The organism is Halomonas ramblicola (assembly GCF_030409215.1).
Taxonomy (GTDB): domain Bacteria; phylum Pseudomonadota; class Gammaproteobacteria; order Pseudomonadales; family Halomonadaceae; genus Halomonas; species Halomonas ramblicola.
Map to the genome: position 1 here is coordinate 204109 of NZ_JAUFPL010000032.1, position 17022 is coordinate 221130.

Here is a 17022-nt window from a genome sequence, read left to right on the forward strand (position 1 = left end):
AATACCTCCTAAGAAACAACGACATAACCCATCATCGCGCAACTGGCACGCGCCTTGCTCTGGATAGGCTGGCTTCCTGACGGGAGCCACCACCATCCAAGAGCAAGAGGTTCGACGACCCATGCCAACAACAATGATGGCGGCCGCGACGGCCGCACCCGCATCCCGCACGACGACCACCGCGATGACGGGAGGTGCAGGATGCTGGATCTGATCAACGACCTGCTGTGGGGCAAGGTGCTGATCGCCTTGCTGATCGCCGTCGGGATCGGCTTCACGCTGCGCTCCCGCTGCGTCCAGTTCCGCTATTTCGGCCGCATGTTCCGCATCCTCGGTGCCAGCCAGGCGTTCAAGCGCGACAAGCACGGCCACCTCAGCTCCTTCCAGGCGCTGCTGCTGTCGGTGGCCGGACGGGTCGGCGGCGGCAACATCGCCGGCGTTGCCGTGGCCATCACCCTCGGCGGCCCGGGCGCCGTCTTCTGGATGTGGGTGGTCGGCCTGATGGGCATGGCCACCAGCTTCCTCGAGTGCACCCTGGCCCAGACCTACAAGACCGCGGAGCCCGACGGCACCTACCGCGGCGGCCCGGCACACTACATCGCCCGGGGGCTCGGCCGCCGCTGGACCTGGCTGGCCGCCCTCTACTCGGTGCTGCTGCTGGCCACCTTCGGCTTCGCCTTCACCGCCCTGCAGTCCTATGCCGTGGCCACTTCCTTCGACGATGCCTTCGGCATCCCGGCCCACTACACCGGCCTCGCCCTCGCCCTGTGCGTGGGCCTGATCATCTTCGGCGGCGTCAAGCGGATCGCACGGGTCACCGAGGTGCTGGTGCCGGTGATGGCCGTGGGCTACCTGCTGATCGCCTTCGTGGTCCTGGCGCTGAACGTGGCGCAGTTGCCCGACGTCATCCTGCTGATCGTCAACAGCGCCTTCGGCCTCGAGCCGGCCATCGGTGGGGGCATCGGCGCGGCCATCCTGATGGGGGTCAAGCGCGGCCTGTTCTCCAACGAAGCGGGGCTGGGCAGCGCCCCGAACGTCGCCGCCGTCGCCTATGTGCCACACCCGGCCAACCAGGGCATCGTCCAAGCCTTCTCGGTGTTCATCGATACCCTGATCATCTGCTCCGCCACCGCCTTCATCATCCTGCTCGGCGGAGCCTATGACCCGGCCCTCGGCGCCGGGATCGACGGCATCGCCCTGACCCAGGCCTCCCTGGCCGACCACGTGGGGGAGTGGGGCCGCAGCTTCGTCAGCATCGCGCTGCTGCTGTTCGGCTTCAGCACCATCCTCTACAACTACTACCTGGGCGAGAACAGCCTCGACTTCTTCAGCCGCGGCAACCGCACCCTGTTCAACGCCTTCCGCCTGGCCATCATCGGCCTGTGCACCTGGGGGGCGATGACCGACCTGGGCACCGTCTTCGCCTTCGCCGACACGACCATGGGCTTCCTGGCCCTGGCCAACCTCATCGCCCTGATCCTGTTGTTCAAGCCGGGGCTGCGCGTCATGCGCGACTTCGACGACCAGATCCGGGCCGGCGTCGGGCAACCGATCTTCGAGTCCGCCAAGTTCAGCGACCTGAACGTGGATCCGGCCGCCTGGGAGATCGAACCCGAGGACCGCGAGCGGGTACGACGCGCGTCCTCCGCCCGCCCCGCCGCCCAGTGAGCGACACCCGGCCCGGACCCCGTCCGGGCCATTTTCCCTGCCTGTCGAGGTCACCCCCATGAACGCCACACTCTCCTGTCCACGGCCCGGCGCCTCGCCGGCGCTGCAGGCCTGGGTGGACGACATCGATCGTCGAGCCCGAACCCGGCTCGGCATGGGGCGGGTCGCCGACTACATCCCGGCCCTGGCGGACCAGGACCCCGCACGCTTCGGCCTCGCCGTCTGCACCAACGACGGGCAGCTGTACACGGCCGGTGACGCCGAGATGCCCTTCTCGATCCAGAGCCTGTCGAAGGTGCTGCTGCTGAGCCTGGCGCTACGCCGCCATGGCGACGCCCTGTGGCGGCGAGTCGGCCTCAATCCCTCGGGCATGCCGTTCAACTCCCTGATGCAGCTCGAGACGGAGCGCGGCAAGCCCCGCAACCCCTTCATCAATGCCGGTGCCATCGTGGTCGCCGACCACCTGGTCGGCGCCTTCGCCACGCCGGCCAAGCACCTCCAGGACGTCGCCCGGACGCTGTCCGGCAACCCTGGGATCCTGATCGACCGGCAGGTGCTCGCCTCGGAATGGCAGCATCGCGCCCGCAACGCCGCCGCGGCCTATCTGATGAAGGCCTTCGGCAACCTCGACAACGAGGTCGACGAGGTCCTGACCGCCTACTTCGCCTGCTGCGCGCTGCGCATGAGCTGCGCCGACCTCGCCGTCGCCCTGAACTACCTGGCCGCGGATGGCCGGGCACTCACCACCGGCAGGTCCTTCATCCCGCCCGACATGGCGCAACGCATCAATGCCCTGATGTTCACCTCCGGCATGTACGACGCCGCGGGCGACTTCGCCTATCGCGTGGGCCTGCCCGCCAAGAGCGGCGTCGGTGGCGGGATCGTCGCCATCGTGCCCGGTCGGCTGTCGATCTGCGCCTGGTCGCCGGCGCTCGATGCCAGCGGCAACTCGGTCGCCGCCCAGTACGCCCTGGAACTGATCGCCGAGCGCCTGGGTCGCTGGCGCCAGGGCCCCCGCCAGGACGCCGATCCCCTGACGACCGGCGACCTCGAGGAGGGGTGCCGGTCATCCCCGGCACCGCCCGCCAGATATTGTTGACTTACTAACATGGCCATCGCTATCTCGCAGAATACGCCAGATTGATTTAGACTTTAGTCTTAAATCATAGGTAACTTTCCGCGATCCCGGCCACTCCCGGGATCGTTTCTTGTCTGTGGAGAAGCCGCCATGTCGTCCCCCCCTTCCGGCGCCGCGCGCAGTCCGCGCCTGGCCGAACTCGCCCTGGCCCTGGGCGGCTTCGGCATCGGCACCAGCGAGTTCGTGATCATGGGCCTGATGGAGCGCGTGGCCGGCGACCTGGCGGTGGGCACCGCCGACGTGGGTTACGCCATCTCCGCCTACGCCCTGGGCGTGGTGGTGGGCGCGCCGCTGATCTCGGCGCTGGCCGCCCGGGTGCCGCGCCGGGCCCTGCTCATCGCGCTGATGTTGGTATTCGCCGTGGGCAACATCGCCAGTGCCCTGGCCACTTCGTTCTGGCCCTTCGTCGGCCTGCGCTTCCTCGCCGGCCTGCCCCACGGCGCCTACTTCGGCGTGGCCGCGCTGGTCGCCGCGGCGGCGGTGCCCCTCGAGCAGCGCGCCCGGGCCATCGCCCGGGTGATGCTGGGCCTGACCAGCGCCATCGTGGTGGGGGCGCCGCTGGCCACCTGGGCCGGCCAGTGGCTCGGCTGGCAGTTCGCCTTCCACGCCGTGGGCGCCATCGCCCTGGCCACCATGGCCATGATCCGGCTCTTCGTGCCGCCCCAGCCCCGCGACCGCCAGGCGAGCCCCCGTCGCGAGCTCTCCGCCCTGGTCAAGCAGCGCGTGCTGTTCACCCTGGGCGTGGCCGGCATCGGCTTCGGCGGCATGTTCGCGGTGTTCAGCTATGTGGTGCCGACCCTGAGCGCCCAGGCCGGGATGGCCGAGGCGCTAGGCCCCTGGGTGCTGGCGATCTTCGGCCTCGGCGGCATCCTCGGCAACCTGGTCGGCGCCCGCCTCGCCGACCGCCACCTGATGAAGGCGGTGCCGCGCATCCTGGTCTGGTGCCTGGTGGTGCAGGGCGGCTTCTACTTCGCCGCCGACCACCTCGTCGCCGGCCTGCTGTTCGTCGGCCTGGTGGGCACCAGCATGGCCCTGGGCCCGGCGCTGCAGACCCGCCTGATGGACGTGGCCGGCGAGGCCCAGACCATGGCTGCCTCCATGAACCACGCCGCCTTCAACGGCGCCAACGCCCTCGGCGCCTGGCTGGCCGGGGTCACCATCAAGGCCGGTGCCCCCTGGTCGGCGAGCGGCCTGGTGGGGTCGGGCCTGGCCCTGGGCGGTCTGGCGGTGTTCGCCCTGGGGCTGTGGCTGGAGCGTCGCCGCGCCCCGCCCCAGGCCCCGGAGGCGCCCGCCGCCCCGGCCTGCTAGCTCGCGGCGCGGGACGCCGCCATCGGCCTGGGGTACCGCTTAGGGCTATCGCAGTTGCCGACAGCGAGGGGCGCCGGGGACAAGCCGAAGAGGAGGTCCTACGCCAGGGGTGAGGAGCATTGCTCCGAACGGGCTGGCCATGGATGGCCAGCACCGGCCCTGCAAGCGAAGCAGGACGCGAGAGCGAAGCAGGGCGTCGGTAGCGCCCAAGGAGGGGTTCACAGCGCCTCCTCGCAGGCTTGTCGCCGGATCAGCCCCGAGCGATGGAAGCTATCTGCAATAGCCCTGGGTGCCGGCTGGGCCGGCGTGCAGGGGCCGGGCGGGTATGCGATACTGCGCCCCCTCTCGATCCCAAGGTATCGCCCCAGGCCGCTGACTACGGACACGCCCATGTCTCAAGGTACGCTGTTCATCGTTTCCGCCCCCTCCGGCGCCGGCAAGACCAGCCTGGTGCGCGAGCTGATCGACAGCCTCGACGGCATCCAGGTCTCGGTGTCGCACACCACCCGCGAACGTCGCCCCGGCGAGGTGGACGGCGTCAACTACCACTTCGTGGACCTGCCCACCTTCGAGGGGATGATCGAGCGCGGCGAGTTCTTCGAGCACGCCCGGGTGTTCGACAACTACTACGGCACCTCACGCCCCGCCGTGCAGGTGGCCCTGGCCGCCGGCCAGGACGTGATCCTGGAGATCGACTGGCAGGGCGCCCGCCAGGTGCGCCACCAGATGCCCGAGGCGGTATCGATCTTCATCCTGCCGCCCTCCCGGGAGGAGCTGGAGCGCCGCCTGGCCGGCCGCGGCACCGACGAGCACGCGGTGATCGCCCGGCGCATGCGCGACGCCATCGGCGAGATGTCCCACCACGACGAATACGACTACCTGGTGGTCAACGACGACTTCACCACCGCTCTGCGCGAGCTGCAGTCGCTGGTGATTTCCCGTCGCCTGACCCGCGAGCGCGCCGGCGAGGCCCACGCCGCCCTGCTGCAGGCCCTCTTGTCACCACAACCTGGCGTCGAGTAACCTATCGGGTCTACCCATCGGTGGAATCCCGTCCCTGCGCCCTCCGCGTGCTCGACGTCGGGTTCCCGTCAGTTTCAGGAAGGCATCCATGGCGCGAGTCACAGTCGAAGATTGTCTGGATAACGTCGAAAACCGCTTCAAGCTGGTGATGATCTCCACCCAGCGCGCGCGCCAGCTGGCTCGCGGCTCCCGCGACGCCCAACTGGCGTGGGAGAACGACAAGCCCACCGTGGTGGCGCTACGCGAGATCGCCGCCGGGCTGGTCGACGAGAGCGTGCTCGACGAACCGGTCGAGGCCCCGGTGCGGGCCACCCAACCCCAGTACGGCAGCGTCGCCGAGGAGTGATCCCCGACGGCGGGCCGCCGCCGTCTTCCTCCCCAGGGCACTCACGCAGGAATCAGGGCGCGCCGCATGTTCACCATCGATGACCTGGCCGACCGTCTCGGCGGCTACCTCCCCCAGAGCGAGATCCAGCAGGTCAAGCGCGCCTTCTACTATGCGGAGCAGGCCCACGACGGCCAGCGCCGCCGCTCCGGCGAGCCCTATGTCACGCACCCCCTCGCCGTCGCCAATATCCTCGCCAATATGCACATGGACCATCAGAGCCTGATGGCCGCCATGCTGCACGACGTCATCGAGGACACCGGGGTCGCCAAGGAGGCCCTGGCCGAGCAGTTCGGCAAGCCGGTGGCGGAGCTGGTGGACGGCGTCTCCAAGCTGACCCAGATCGCCTTCGAGGACAAGGCGGTCGCCCAGGCCGAGAACTTCCAGAAGATGGTACTGGCGATGTCCCGGGACATCCGGGTGATCATCGTCAAGCTCGCCGACCGCCTGCACAACATGCGCACCCTGGGGGCGCTGCGCCCCGAGAAGAAGCGCCGCATCGCCCGCGAGACCCTGGAGATCTATGCCCGCATCGCCAGCCGGCTGGGCATCAACACCATCCGCGTGGAGCTCGAGGACCTCTCCTTCCAGGCCCTGCACCCGATGCGCGCCGAGCGCATCAAGCGCGCCGTCTCCAGCGCCCGCGGCCACCGCCGCTCGACGATCCGCCAGGTGCAGAACAGCCTGCAGCAGAGCCTCGACGACGAGCGCCTGCCCGGCACCGTGATCGGCCGCCAGAAGCACCTGCTGTCGATCTACAAGAAGATGCGCGACCAGCGCAAGTCGTTCAACGAGATCATGGACGTCTTCGGCTTCCGCATCATCACCGATGACGTCGACAGCTGCTATCGCATCCTCGGCGTGGTGCACAACCTCTACAAGCCGGTCCCGGGCCGCTTCAAGGACTACATCGCCATCCCCAAGGCCAACGGCTACCAGAGCCTGCACACCACCCTGTTCGGCAGCGGTGGCATGCCCATCGAGGTGCAGATCCGCACCCGCGAGATGGAGGCCATGGCCAACAACGGCATCGCCGCCCACTGGCTCTACAAGGCGGGACAGACCGACCACCCCATCGCCGAGGGCAGCCACGCCCGGGCCCGGGCCTGGGTCAAGGGGCTGCTGGAGATGCAGCGCCACGCCGGGGACTCGCTGGAGTTCATCGAGCACGTCAAGAACGACCTCTTCCCCGACGACATCTACGTGTTCACGCCCAAGGGCGACATCATGGAGCTGCCCCAGGGCGCCACGGTGATCGACTTCGCCTACAGCGTGCACACCGACATCGGCAACGGCTGCATCGCCTGTCGCATCGACCGCCACCTGGCGCCACTCTCCACCCGCCTGGAGAGCGGCCAGACCCTGGAGATCATCACCGCCCCGGGCGCCAGGCCCAACTTGGCCTGGCTCAACTTCGTGGTCACCGCCAAGGCGCGTTCGGCGATCCGCCACGCCCTCAAGCACCAGCAGCACACCGAGGCGGTGCAACTGGGGCGCCGGCTGCTCAACAAGTCGCTGGCCGACTTCGAGACCAGCCTCGAGGAGCTGCCGAAAGGACTGGATACCACCCTGCTCGACGAGCTCGACCTCAAGAACGAGGAGACCCTGCTGGAGTCGATCGGCCTGGGTACCCGGGTGGCGCATGTCATCGCCCGTCGCCTGATGGACCTGCAGCATGGCGAGGCGGCCGCGCCCGGCGCACACCCCGAGCGCCAGCACGGCCCCATCGTGATCAGCGGCGCCGAGGGCATGGTGATCAAGTTTGCGCGTTGCTGCCACCCGCTGCCCGGCGACCCCGTGGTCGGCCACCTCTCGGTGGGCAAGGGCATCGTAGTGCATCGCGCCGAATGCCGGAACCTCCAGGAGCTGAAAGGCGACCCCGAGAAACTCTTCCCCCTGGAGTGGGCCGAGCAGATCGACGAGGACTTCCCGGTGGCCCTGCGCCTGGAGGTCGAGAGCCGCCGCGGCCTGGTGGCCGAGCTGGCCGGCCTGGTCACCGACGCCGACGCCAACATCGAGCGCATCGGCATCGAGGAGCGCGACGCCCGCCTGGCCACGGTCAACCTGACCCTGGCGGTGCGCAGTCGCGTCCACCTGGCGCGCATCATCAAGCGCCTGCGCAACCTCTCCCACGTCGAGCGCATCACCCGCGTCGGCAACTGAATTTCCCCGGACGCTCCGGCCTCGCCCGCGGGCGGCCGGGCCGTTCCCGTCATCCGAGCAACACCACCAATGGAGTTCACCATGAGCAACAAGGCCGTGATCAACAGCGCCCAGGCCCCCGCCGCCATCGGCCCCTACTCCCAGGCCATCAAGGCCGGCAACACCGTCTACCTCTCCGGCCAGATCCCCCTGGACCCGGCCACCATGGAGCTGGTCTCCGACGACTTCGAGGCCCAGGCGCGCCAGGTATTCACCAACCTGAAGGCCGTCTGCGAGGAGGCCGCCGGCTCCCTGCAGGACATCGTCAAGCTCAACCTCTACCTGGTGGACCTGGGCAACTTCGCCGTGGTCAACCAGGTGATGGAGGAGTTCTTCGAGTCGCCCTATCCGGCCCGCGCCGCGGTGGGCGTCAAGGCGCTGCCCAAGGGGGCGCAGGTAGAGGCCGAGGCAGTAATGGTCATCGGCGACTGATAAGTACCGAATAAATGCCTGCGCAGGCGAATCACTGCGTTGCACAGCGCTCGGAATCCTCATGTAGCAGCTTTGTACACTCCGGTTCCTGCGCGCTGTGCGCCTTGTGCTTCATCCTGCTCGGCGATTGATTCTGGCACTTATGAGACTCTTTATAGCGCTGGAGCCGCCGCAGGCGCTGCGCGGGCGGCTCGGCGAACTGGCCGACGCCGCCCATGCCCGCTGCGGCGGGCGGCGCGTGCCTGACGCGAGCCTGCACCTGACGCTGGCCTTCCTCGGCGAGGTCGCCGAGGAGCGGGCGGACGAGCTGGCCCAGTGGGTCGGCGCCATGGCGATCCCCCCTGGCGAGTGGCGCCTGGACAGCTGGGGCCGCTTCCAGCGGCCAGGCATCCTCTGGGTGGGCGGCCGGACGCCGGACCCGGCGCTGATGCAGCTGCAGGCATCGCTGTGGCAGGGCCTGGAGGCCCTGGGCTTCGCGGGGCGACCGCGGCGCTTCGTGCCCCACGTGACCCTGCTGCGCCGGGCGGCGCGACTGGACATGGAAGGACTGCCGCCGGTCGACCTGGCATGGGCCTATCGGCGGCTGGCGCTGCTGCGCTCCTTCACCGAGAACGCCGGGGCCCGTTACGAGGCCCTGGCGCACTCGGCCTGATCAGGCCTTCTCGGACAGGAAGCCGCCTTCCCTGAGCACCTGGGCATAGCCCTCGCGGTAGCTGGGGTAGCGGAACACATAGCCGCTGGCCAGCAGGCGGGCGTTGTCGCAGCGCTTGCTGGCGCGACGGCGCAGCGGCGACTGGATGGTCTCCGAGGCCTCCACCTTGAGCTGTCGGGCCAGCCAGCTCATCACCTCATGGAGCGGTGCCGGCTCGCAGTCGCTGGCCAGGTAGAGGTCCTCGACGCCCTCACCGTCCAGCACCCGGCCGATCAGGTGGGCCAGCACCCCGGCACAGTCGTCGCGATGGATACGGTTGGTATGCATGGCCGGGCTCGGCGGGGCGATGCGCCCCTCGCCCACCTGGCGGATCAGCCGATCCCGACCGGGGCCGTAGATGCCCGAGAAGCGCACCACGGTACCGGGCAGCTCGTGGGCCAGCAGGACGTCCTCGGCCTCGCGCATCAACTGACCCGAGAAGCCGGTGGGCTCGGTGAGGCTGGTCTCATCCACCGTCTCGCCCGCCTGCTGGGCATAGACGCTGGTGGAAGAGACGAAGAAGACGTGGCGCGGCGCCCGCTCCCGGGCGGCGAACTCGGCCAGCACCGCCTGGAGTCCTTCCGGGTAGGCGGCGCGGTAGGCGGCCTCCTCGAAGCGGTCGGCGCTGACCACATAGACCAGGATATCGGCGTCCGGTAGCGTGGTCAGGCTGGCCGCGTCCGCGAAATCCGCGGCGACGGCCTCCAGGCCGCTGCCCTCCAGCGCCTTCGGGTTGCGGCGCGCGCCGATCACCCCCTGGCCCGCCTCCTGGAGGCGCTTGCCCAGCGCCATACCGATATCGCCACAGCCTAGAATCAGCGTCGTCGTCTTCACCTTTTCCCTGCCCCCTGATAAAAAGTCCCTATAGGAATTTCAAGAGGATGCCGTCGAGGCAACCACGATGACTCTAACAGAACTCCGCTACATCGTGACACTCGCCCAGGAGCGTCACTTCGGACGCGCCGCCGAGCGCTGCTTCGTCTCCCAGCCGACCCTGTCGGTGGCGGTGAAGAAGCTGGAGGAGGAGCTCGGTGTGGCGCTCTTCGAGCGCTCCAAGTCCACGGTACAGGTTACGCCGCTGGGCGAGAAGATCGTCGAGCAGGCCCAGCGCGTGCTGGAGCAGACCAGCGTGATCAAGGAGCTGGCCTCGGCCGGCCGCGACCAGCTGGCGAGTCCCCTGCGCATCGGCGCCATCTACACCATCGGCCCCTACCTCTTCCCCCACCTCGTGCCGGAACTGGCCCGCAGCGCCCCGCAGATGCCGCTCTACATCGAGGAGGGCTTCACCGGCAACCTGCGTCGCAAGCTGCGCAGTGGCGAGCTGGACGCCATCATCGTCGCCCTGCCCTTCACCGAGACCGATGTCCTGACCAAGGCCCTCTACGAGGAGGAGTTCGAGGTACTGGTGCCCGCCGACCACGCCTGGGCGGGGCGTGACGGTATCCACAAGGAAGAGCTGCTCAAGGAGCGCCTGCTGCTGCTCGGCGAGGGCCACTGCTTCCGCGACCAGATCCTCGAGGCCTGCCCGGCCATCAGCCAGCAGCTCAACAGCCCCAGCAACACCCTCACCGCCGAGGGCGGCTCCCTGGAGACCATCCGCCACATGGTGGCCTCCAAGCTGGGCATCACGGTGCTGCCGCGCTCGGCCATCGGCACCGGTCACTACGAGAGCGGCCTGCTCGCCAGCCTGCCCTTCACCGCCCCGGCCCCGTCACGCACCGTGGCCATCGCCTGGCGGGCCAGCTTCCCGCGGCCCAAGGCGATCGACGCCGTCACCAACGCCGTCGCCCGCTGCCGCGAGGCCGACGTTGCGCCGGCATGAGCACTGACATAAAGGCTCTGGACGCGCCGGTCACGTCGCTCAAGGGGGTCGGCGAAGCGCTGGCGCTGAAGCTCGCGCGGCTGCGCATCGATGCCGTCGCCGACCTGCTCTTCCACCTCCCGCTGCGCTACCAGGACCGCACCCGCATCACCCCCATCGGCACCCTGCGCGCCGGCCACGAGGCGGTGGTGGAGGGCGAGGTGGTGGCCGCCGAAGTGGTGCGCGGCCGTCGTCGCAGCCTGCTGGTCCGGCTACGCGACGGCACCGGCATCATCAGCCTGCGCTTCTTCCACTTCTCGCCGGCCCAGCAGCAGCAGTTCCTCGCCGGCACCCGGGTGCGCTGCTTCGGCGAGGCCCGGGCCGGCGCCACCGGCCTGGAGCTCTACCATCCGGAGTATCGCCTGCTCAGGGCCGAGGCCCCGCCGGTGGAGGACCACCTCACGCCCATCTACCCTACCACCGAGGGGCTCCACCAGACCCGGCTGAGGGCGCTGATCGAACAGGCACTGGCGCACCTCGATGCCGCCCCGCAGGCGCTCCCCGACTGGATCGGCGAGGACCTGCGGGCCCGCTTCCGCCTGCCCGAGCTGCACCACTGCCTGCACGTGCTGCACCAGCCGCCGCCGGACGTCGACCCCGAACAGCTCGCCGGCGGCCGCCACCTCGCCACCCGCCGCCTGGCCCTGGAGGAGCTGTTGGCGCATCGCCTCAGCCTCCAGGCGGTGCGCCAGCGCATCCAGGCGGACGGCGCCCCCGCCCTGCCCTCGGGACGCGGCCTGCAGGCACGCTTCCTCACCCAGCTGCCCTTCTCGCTGACCGGCGCCCAGCGCCGGGTGCTCGACGAGATCGCCGCCGACCTGGCCCGGGAGATGCCCATGCTGCGCCTGGTGCAGGGCGACGTGGGCTCGGGCAAGACGGTGGTGGCCGCCATGGCGGCGCTGTCGGCCATCGCCGGCGACTGCCAGGCGGCCATGATGGCGCCCACCGAGATCCTCGCCGAGCAGCACTACCGCGCCTTCCGCGCCTGGTTCGCGCCGCTCGGCATCGAGGTGGCCTGGCTGGCCGGCAAGCTCAAGGGCAAGGCACGCCTGGACACCAAGGCGGCGATCCTCGATGGGCGGGTGCGCATGGTGGTGGGCACCCACGCCATCTTCCAGGAGGACGTGCACTTCCAGCGCCTGGGGCTGGCCATCGTCGACGAGCAGCACCGCTTCGGCGTGCACCAGCGCCTGGCACTGCGCGAGAAGGGCGAGGCCGGCGGGCTGACGCCCCATCAGTTGGTGATGACCGCCACCCCCATCCCGCGCACCCTGGCGATGAGCGCCTATGCAGACCTGGACGTCTCAGTGATCGACGAACTGCCGCCGGGGCGCACCCCGGTGAAGACGGTGGTGGTGCCCGACGAGCGCCGCCCCGAAGTGGTGGCACGCATCCGCCACGCCTGCGCCGAGGGGCGCCAGGCCTACTGGGTCTGCACCCTGATCGAGGAGTCCGAGGCGCTGCAGTGCCAGGCCGCCGAGGCGACCCGCGACGAGCTGGTCGAGGCGCTGCCGGAACTCGCCGTCGGCCTGGTCCACGGGCGCATGAAGGCCGCCGAGAAGGCCGCGGTGATGGACGCCTTCAAGGAAGGCGAGCTGGACCTGCTGGTGGCCACCACGGTGATCGAGGTGGGGGTCGACGTGCCCAACGCCAGCCTGATGATCATCGAGAACCCCGAGCGGCTGGGCCTCTCCCAGCTGCACCAGCTGCGTGGCCGGGTGGGCCGCGGCTCCACCGCGAGCTACTGCGTGCTGCTCTATCACGGCCCGCTGTCGGCCCACTCCCGGGAGCGCCTGTCAGTGATGCGCGAGACCAGCGACGGCTTCCGCATCGCCGAGAAGGACCTGGAGCTGCGCGGCCCCGGCGAGGTGCTGGGCACCCGCCAGACGGGCCTGGCGCAGATGAAGATCGCCGACCTGGAGCGCGACGCCGACCTCCTGGAGCGCGTCGCCCCCCTGGCCGAGGCGCTGCTGGCCGGCCACTCCGAGGCCAGCCGACCGCTGATCCGCCGCTGGCTGGGCGAGGAGGCCGGGCGCTACGGGCAGGTGTAGCGCGCCGAGCGGCTGGGCGCTAGGCGCTTCCCGAAGGGCTGGGCGCTGTCAACTTCCCCGCCGCCTCGCGCAGCGGCGCCAATTGACGGCCGATCAGCGCCAGCTGGGTGCGCAGCAGGGGCGAGGCCCCGTCGTCCGTGGCCTCCAGGTTTTCCAGCCGCGACGCCAGGGCCTCGCCGGCGTCCTCGGCGACCGGCTCGCGACGCTCGAGGGCCCGCGCCAGTCGTCCCAGCTCGGCCAGGATCGCCTCGGCCGCCTCCTGCACCGCAGCGTCCTTCCCCCGCTCCTCGCCGCGATGCGCGCCCAGGGCGGAGAGGTAGTTGAGCAGCGTATGGGAGTGGAGCAGGAAGCGCAGGCCGCGGTCGGCATCGCGGCGGAAGGGCCCCGGCTCCTGGAGGACGTTGCCGAGCAGGCTCGACAGCTCGGCATCGGCGTTGTGGGCGTTGCGCCGCGCCAGCCGGTAGGCCAGGTCGTCGCGCTTGTCCGCGGTGTACTGGTCGAGGATCGCCGCCAGGTAGTCGCGGCCGGCGGCCAGGGTCGCCGCCGCCTGACGATGCAGGCGTCGACCCTGCCAGTCGGGCAGGATGGTGAGCACCGCCACCCCGGCGATGCCCGCCCCCAGCAGGGTATCGAACAGCCGTGGCCAGATCAGGCCGAAGCCGTCGCTCACCTGGTTGAAACAGCTCAACACCATCAGGGTGATCGCCGCCGTGGCCAGGGTGTAGCGGCTACCGCGCAGGGCGAAGAAGGCCACCCCGGCGATCACCGCGATGGCCGCCTGCACGGCCGGCGACGGGAAGAGGCTGATCAGCGCCCAGCCGGCCACCAGGCCGAGTACCGTGCCCAGGATGCGCTGCCACAGGAAGCGCCGGGTGGCACCGAAGCTGGGCCGACAGACGAAGACGCTGGTCAGCAGGATCCAGTAGCCCTGGGTGGGATGGATCAGGTGCAGCACGCCGTAGCCGGCCACCAGGGTCGCGGAGAGGCGCAGGGCGTGGCGGAACACCGGCGAGCGCGGCGTCAGCTGGGCGAGGATGCGTTCCCGTACGTCGCGCAGTCCATGGGGGGTGCGGTCGTAGAGCGCGTTGTCGCCGTCGCCATCGCGGGTTTCGGGATGCCGCGCCCCACCCAGGGTCTGCTCCAGGGTCGCCAGGTTGCCGGCCAGCGCCTCCAGGGAGTGCAGCAGGCCTTGCCGCTCCGGGCTCGTCCGATCCCGGAGATGGGCCAGGGAGGCGTCCAGGTCCGCCAGGGCCCGCTCGCTCTGGGCATGATCGAAGGGCCGGTTCAGCAGCAGCGCCCGGGCCAGGGCCCGGCAGGTCTGCCCCTGACGGTCGAGCAGGCGCTGGATCCGGAACAGCACGTCGTGATGGAAGAAGGTCTCGGCCAGCTCGGCATAGGGGTAGTGGGAGGAACTGGCACGCTCGTGGACGTCCTGGGCGATGAAGTAGAGGCGCAGGTAGCGCGCCAGCTTGCCCCCCTCGCCCTGCCCCTCCAGGCGCCGGAAGAGCATCTCCTTGGCCTGGTTGAGGGCCTCGACCACCCGGCCGTTCTGGCGGGCCAGGGCCAGGCGCCGCCCCTCCACGTCGAGGTCGCGGACCGGCTCGAAGAGCGCCGCCTTGAGCGACAGGTAGCGGGACAGTTCGCGGAACACCCGGGCCAGGGCCAGCTTGAGGGGCTGGCGCGAGAAGAGCGCGCACCACACCACCGAGATGCCCCCGTACCAGGCGGCCCCGGCCACCAGCAGCGCCGGCTCGCGCCACAGCTCCGCCAGCGCCGGGCTGCCGCGCTGCTCGAGGCCGATCATGGTGTAGATCGCCAGGATCAGGGTGGCGCCGGCGATGGTGGCGTAGCGCTGGTTGACCGCCCCGAGCATGGTCATGGCGAAGGTCGACAGCGCCAGCCCCAGGGCGAAGGGCCAGGGGTGATCGAACAGCAGCTCCACCGTGAGCGCGGCCACGACGAAGCAGGTCAGGGTCACCAGCAGGGCGCGCAGTCGTCCCTCCCAGTCGTCGTCGGTCTCGGCCAGGGCGCTGGCGATGACGCCCAGGAACAGCGGGATCAGGCTGGCCGGGGCATCCCGCCACCAGCACAGCGCCGTGACCCCGGCCAGGGCGATGAACACCCGCAGACTGTAGGCGAAGGATTCCAGGGTCCACAGGCGCCGCAGGGCTTGGGAGAGGGACATCGGCGGGTAAGAGGCCTAGAGATGTCGCAACAGCCGCTGCAGCCGTTGCAGGTCGGTGGAGTCGCCGACCAGGCGTACCCTGCCGGCCATCATGCCGTCGAGGAAGGCCTGCTGGGTGGGCCTCCTCAGCACCTCGAGGGCGCTGGCCTCGTCCTCGAAACGCAGCTCCAGGTCCAGGTCCACCGGTAGGCCGCGGCCGGCCTGGATGCCGCGCGGCGACATCCGGTAGTGACGGGCGATGGAGAGATCCTCGGTGGCGATACCCCAGTCGAGGCCGCGCATCTCGCCGAGCAGCTCACGGAAGCGGGGCTTGCGGCGCAGGGCGCGCTTGAGCAGCCAGCCCAGCAACCAGAGCATCAGTCTCAGCTTCATGTCGTCATCACCACCGCGTCCATGGATGGGGGAAGGCCGGGGCTCGCGGCCCACCGGGAGCAGGCCGCGCCGCCCTGTCTCACTTGGCCACGGCGTCCTTGAGCCCCTTGCCCGGCTTGAAGGCCACGGTCTTGCTGGCCGGAATGGTCAGCGGCTTGCCCGTCTGGGGGTTCTTGCCGGTGCGAGCGGCGCGCTCACGCACGGTGAAGGTACCGAAACCGATCAACGAGACGTCCTGCCCCTGGGACACGCTGCCGGTGATCTCGTCGAGGATGACGTTGAGCACCTGGCTCGCCTTGTCCTTGGACAGATCGGCACGTTCGGCAATCGCCGACGCGAGTTCTGGCTTACGCATACAACCCTCCTGGTGTTGGCTCGATACCCCGGCGACCCGCCGGGGGTGTTGTTGTCATGGCATCCGGTAAACGCCACTCGCCTGGGGCCTGATCGCTGCCCAGGCGCCAGCCGGATGGCACCGGCGGGTGGCGACGGGGCGGTTCGCCCGCCCGGCATCGCTGACCTAGCCTAGCAACGCCGGCGCAGCCCGCGCCAGTTCCACTTTCCGACGCACGCAGGCCCCTGTCAACGCAAATCCGATCAAACGTCCGTCCTCATCCTCGGCCAGGGCCGCGAGATCCCCCGCCTCCCCCTCGATACGCCAGCGTGACGGCTCCCGGGCTGGCGGCAGTGCCACCACCGGCAGCAACGACGTCTTGACCAGCACCGGCCAGGGACCGTAGCGCACCGCCGTGGGCGTGCCGGCCAGCGTGCGGGCCAGGGCCTTGGCGCTGGCCTGCAGCGGCTGCACGTACATGGCATTGACCCCGTCGACGCAGGCCGCATCGCCCAGGGCGAAGACGCCGGGCGCCGAGGTGGCCAGGCGGCGGTCCGTCTGGATGCCCGCCGGCCCGACGGCGAGCCCCGCCGCCTCGGCCAGTGCCGTGCGCGGCCTGAGGCCGGTGGCCAGCAGCACCAGGTCGGCCTCCAGGGTCGCGCCGTCGTCGAGCTCCACGCCCAGGTCGCCGCCCAGGGCACGGAAGCCCGCCACGCCGGTACCCAACCGCAGCCCGATGCCGGCCTCGGCGAAGGCCTCGCCCAGGGCCCGCCCCAGGGGCTCGGGCAGCAGCCGCGGCAGGGGGGCAGTCTCCGGGGCCACCAGGGTCACCCGGTGGCCCCCGGCCAGCAGGTCGTTGGCGAACTCGCAGCCCACCAGGCCGGCGCCGACGATGGCCACCCGCGCCGGCCGACCCAGGGCCACCACGGCGGCGTGGAAGGCACGATAGTCGTCCAGGTCGTTGATGGTGAAGACCCGGTCGGCCAGCGTCTCGGGCACCGCGAAGGGCCGCGTGGGCACGGCGCCGGTGGCCAGCACCAGCTCCCCCCAGGGCAGGCGCTCCTCGCCGATGCGCAGGGTGCGGGCCGCAAGGTCGATGGCCTCGACCCGCGTCCGGGTGCGCACCATGGCGTTCAGTTCGCCGGCCACCCGCAGGGCATCGCGGGTCGCCAGACGCTCGGGAGGCAGCCCCTTGGCGAAGCCGGTGGAGAGCAGCGGCTTGGAGTAGTCGTCGCCGCCGTCGGCGGAGATCAGCGTCACCGGGCGATCGGGGTCCAGGGCACGCAGCTGGCGCAGCAGGCCGATGCCCGCCATGCCGGAGCCGATGATGGTCAGGGGAGCGCTCATGGGACTCCTCGGTCGGGGAAGCGTG

General features: G+C 70.3%; 15 protein-coding genes. 10 read left to right on the plus strand and 5 right to left on the minus strand.

Features of this window, described 5'->3' with window-relative positions:
• Nucleotides 1–201 precede the first annotated feature (201 nt).
• The 8 genes from QWY80_RS15005 (at nt 202) to thpR (ending at nt 8808) form a co-directional block, all read left to right on the plus strand.
• A complete protein-coding gene (locus QWY80_RS15005) occupies nt 202–1668 on the plus strand; it encodes an alanine/glycine:cation symporter family protein (RefSeq protein ID WP_290233111.1) in 1467 nt (488 codons plus the stop codon).
• 58 nt (nt 1669–1726) lie between these two features.
• Nucleotides 1727–2767, plus strand: coding sequence for a glutaminase B (gene glsB, locus QWY80_RS15010; RefSeq protein WP_290233114.1), 1041 nt, complete (start codon nt 1727–1729; stop codon nt 2765–2767).
• A gap of 129 nt (nt 2768–2896) precedes the next feature.
• Nucleotides 2897–4114, plus strand: a complete 1218-nt coding sequence (locus tag QWY80_RS15015) for an MFS transporter (protein WP_290233116.1) — start codon at nt 2897–2899, stop codon at nt 4112–4114.
• A gap of 390 nt (nt 4115–4504) precedes the next feature.
• Entirely contained in the window at nt 4505–5137 is a 633-nt protein-coding gene (gene gmk, locus QWY80_RS15020; protein ID WP_290233118.1) for a guanylate kinase, read from the plus strand.
• A gap of 88 nt (nt 5138–5225) precedes the next feature.
• Nucleotides 5226–5483 carry a DNA-directed RNA polymerase subunit omega gene (gene rpoZ, locus QWY80_RS15025; protein WP_290233122.1) on the plus strand — a complete coding sequence of 86 codons (258 nt, stop codon included), beginning with the start codon at nt 5226–5228 and terminating at the stop codon, nt 5481–5483.
• Between the two features lie 66 nt (nt 5484–5549).
• Complete coding sequence (locus QWY80_RS15030; protein WP_290233124.1) at nt 5550–7685, plus strand: RelA/SpoT family protein; 2136 nt, start codon at nt 5550–5552, stop codon at nt 7683–7685.
• 81 nt (nt 7686–7766) lie between these two features.
• Entirely contained in the window at nt 7767–8156 is a 390-nt protein-coding gene (locus QWY80_RS15035; protein ID WP_290233127.1) for a RidA family protein, read from the plus strand.
• Between the two features lie 142 nt (nt 8157–8298).
• The gene (gene thpR / locus QWY80_RS15040) at nt 8299–8808 is read left to right on the plus strand and encodes an RNA 2',3'-cyclic phosphodiesterase (RefSeq protein WP_290233131.1); all 510 of its coding nucleotides are present in this window, start codon (nt 8299–8301) and stop codon (nt 8806–8808) included.
• Here the strand turns inward: thpR and QWY80_RS15045 are convergent, their stop codons facing one another.
• Nucleotides 8809–9681: an SDR family oxidoreductase gene (locus QWY80_RS15045; protein ID WP_290233133.1), complete on the minus strand. Its 873-nt coding sequence runs from the start codon at nt 9679–9681 to the stop codon at nt 8809–8811.
• A 67-nt stretch (nt 9682–9748) separates the two neighbouring features.
• Here QWY80_RS15045 and QWY80_RS15050 point away from each other — a divergent pair, with 67 nt between their 5' ends.
• On the plus strand, nt 9749–10669 hold the full coding sequence (locus QWY80_RS15050; protein ID WP_290233136.1) for a hydrogen peroxide-inducible genes activator: 921 nt from the start codon (nt 9749–9751) through the stop codon (nt 10667–10669).
• On the plus strand, nt 10666–12759 hold the full coding sequence (gene recG / locus QWY80_RS15055; protein ID WP_435389374.1) for an ATP-dependent DNA helicase RecG: 2094 nt from the start codon (nt 10666–10668) through the stop codon (nt 12757–12759). The genes QWY80_RS15050 and recG overlap by 4 nt, the downstream gene beginning before the upstream one ends.
• 19 nt (nt 12760–12778) lie before the next feature.
• Here recG and yccS read toward each other — a convergent pair whose 3' ends face one another.
• The 4 genes from yccS to QWY80_RS15075 all read right to left on the minus strand — a co-directional run bounded on the left by yccS (nt 12779) and on the right by QWY80_RS15075 (nt 16997).
• Nucleotides 12779–14944 carry a YccS family putative transporter gene (yccS, locus tag QWY80_RS15060; RefSeq protein ID WP_290233138.1) on the minus strand — a complete coding sequence of 722 codons (2166 nt, stop codon included), beginning with the start codon at nt 14942–14944 and terminating at the stop codon, nt 12779–12781.
• Nucleotides 14945–14959: 15 nt separating this feature from the next.
• A complete protein-coding gene (locus QWY80_RS15065; RefSeq protein ID WP_290233140.1) occupies nt 14960–15316 on the minus strand; it encodes a hypothetical protein in 357 nt (118 codons plus the stop codon).
• A 79-nt stretch (nt 15317–15395) separates the two neighbouring features.
• Nucleotides 15396–15671, minus strand: coding sequence for an HU family DNA-binding protein (locus QWY80_RS15070; protein WP_290233143.1), 276 nt, complete (start codon nt 15669–15671; stop codon nt 15396–15398).
• A gap of 165 nt (nt 15672–15836) precedes the next feature.
• Complete coding sequence (locus QWY80_RS15075; protein WP_290233144.1) at nt 15837–16997, minus strand: NAD(P)/FAD-dependent oxidoreductase; 1161 nt, start codon at nt 16995–16997, stop codon at nt 15837–15839.
• Nucleotides 16998–17022 lie beyond the last annotated feature (25 nt).

Excerpts from the sequence above, each read along its gene's own strand:
- yccS (WP_290233138.1), bottom strand. The coding sequence starts at position 14,944 with ATGTCCCTCTCCCAAGCCCTGCGGCGCCTGTGGACCCTGGAATCCTTC.
- QWY80_RS15015 (WP_290233116.1), top strand. The coding sequence starts at position 2,897 with ATGTCGTCCCCCCCTTCCGGCGCCGCGCGCAGTCCGCGCCTGGCCGAA.
- QWY80_RS15005 (WP_290233111.1), top strand. The coding sequence starts at position 202 with ATGCTGGATCTGATCAACGACCTGCTGTGGGGCAAGGTGCTGATCGCC.
- thpR (WP_290233131.1), top strand. The coding sequence starts at position 8,299 with ATGAGACTCTTTATAGCGCTGGAGCCGCCGCAGGCGCTGCGCGGGCGG.
- QWY80_RS15070 (WP_290233143.1), bottom strand. The coding sequence starts at position 15,671 with ATGCGTAAGCCAGAACTCGCGTCGGCGATTGCCGAACGTGCCGATCTG.
- recG (WP_435389374.1), top strand. The coding sequence starts at position 10,666 with ATGAGCACTGACATAAAGGCTCTGGACGCGCCGGTCACGTCGCTCAAG.
- QWY80_RS15030 (WP_290233124.1), top strand. The coding sequence starts at position 5,550 with ATGTTCACCATCGATGACCTGGCCGACCGTCTCGGCGGCTACCTCCCC.
- QWY80_RS15075 (WP_290233144.1), bottom strand. The coding sequence starts at position 16,997 with ATGAGCGCTCCCCTGACCATCATCGGCTCCGGCATGGCGGGCATCGGC.
- QWY80_RS15035 (WP_290233127.1), top strand. The coding sequence starts at position 7,767 with ATGAGCAACAAGGCCGTGATCAACAGCGCCCAGGCCCCCGCCGCCATC.
- gmk (WP_290233118.1), top strand. The coding sequence starts at position 4,505 with ATGTCTCAAGGTACGCTGTTCATCGTTTCCGCCCCCTCCGGCGCCGGC.
- rpoZ (WP_290233122.1), top strand. The coding sequence starts at position 5,226 with ATGGCGCGAGTCACAGTCGAAGATTGTCTGGATAACGTCGAAAACCGC.
- QWY80_RS15065 (WP_290233140.1), bottom strand. The coding sequence starts at position 15,316 with ATGAAGCTGAGACTGATGCTCTGGTTGCTGGGCTGGCTGCTCAAGCGC.
- glsB (WP_290233114.1), top strand. The coding sequence starts at position 1,727 with ATGAACGCCACACTCTCCTGTCCACGGCCCGGCGCCTCGCCGGCGCTG.
- QWY80_RS15050 (WP_290233136.1), top strand. The coding sequence starts at position 9,749 with ATGACTCTAACAGAACTCCGCTACATCGTGACACTCGCCCAGGAGCGT.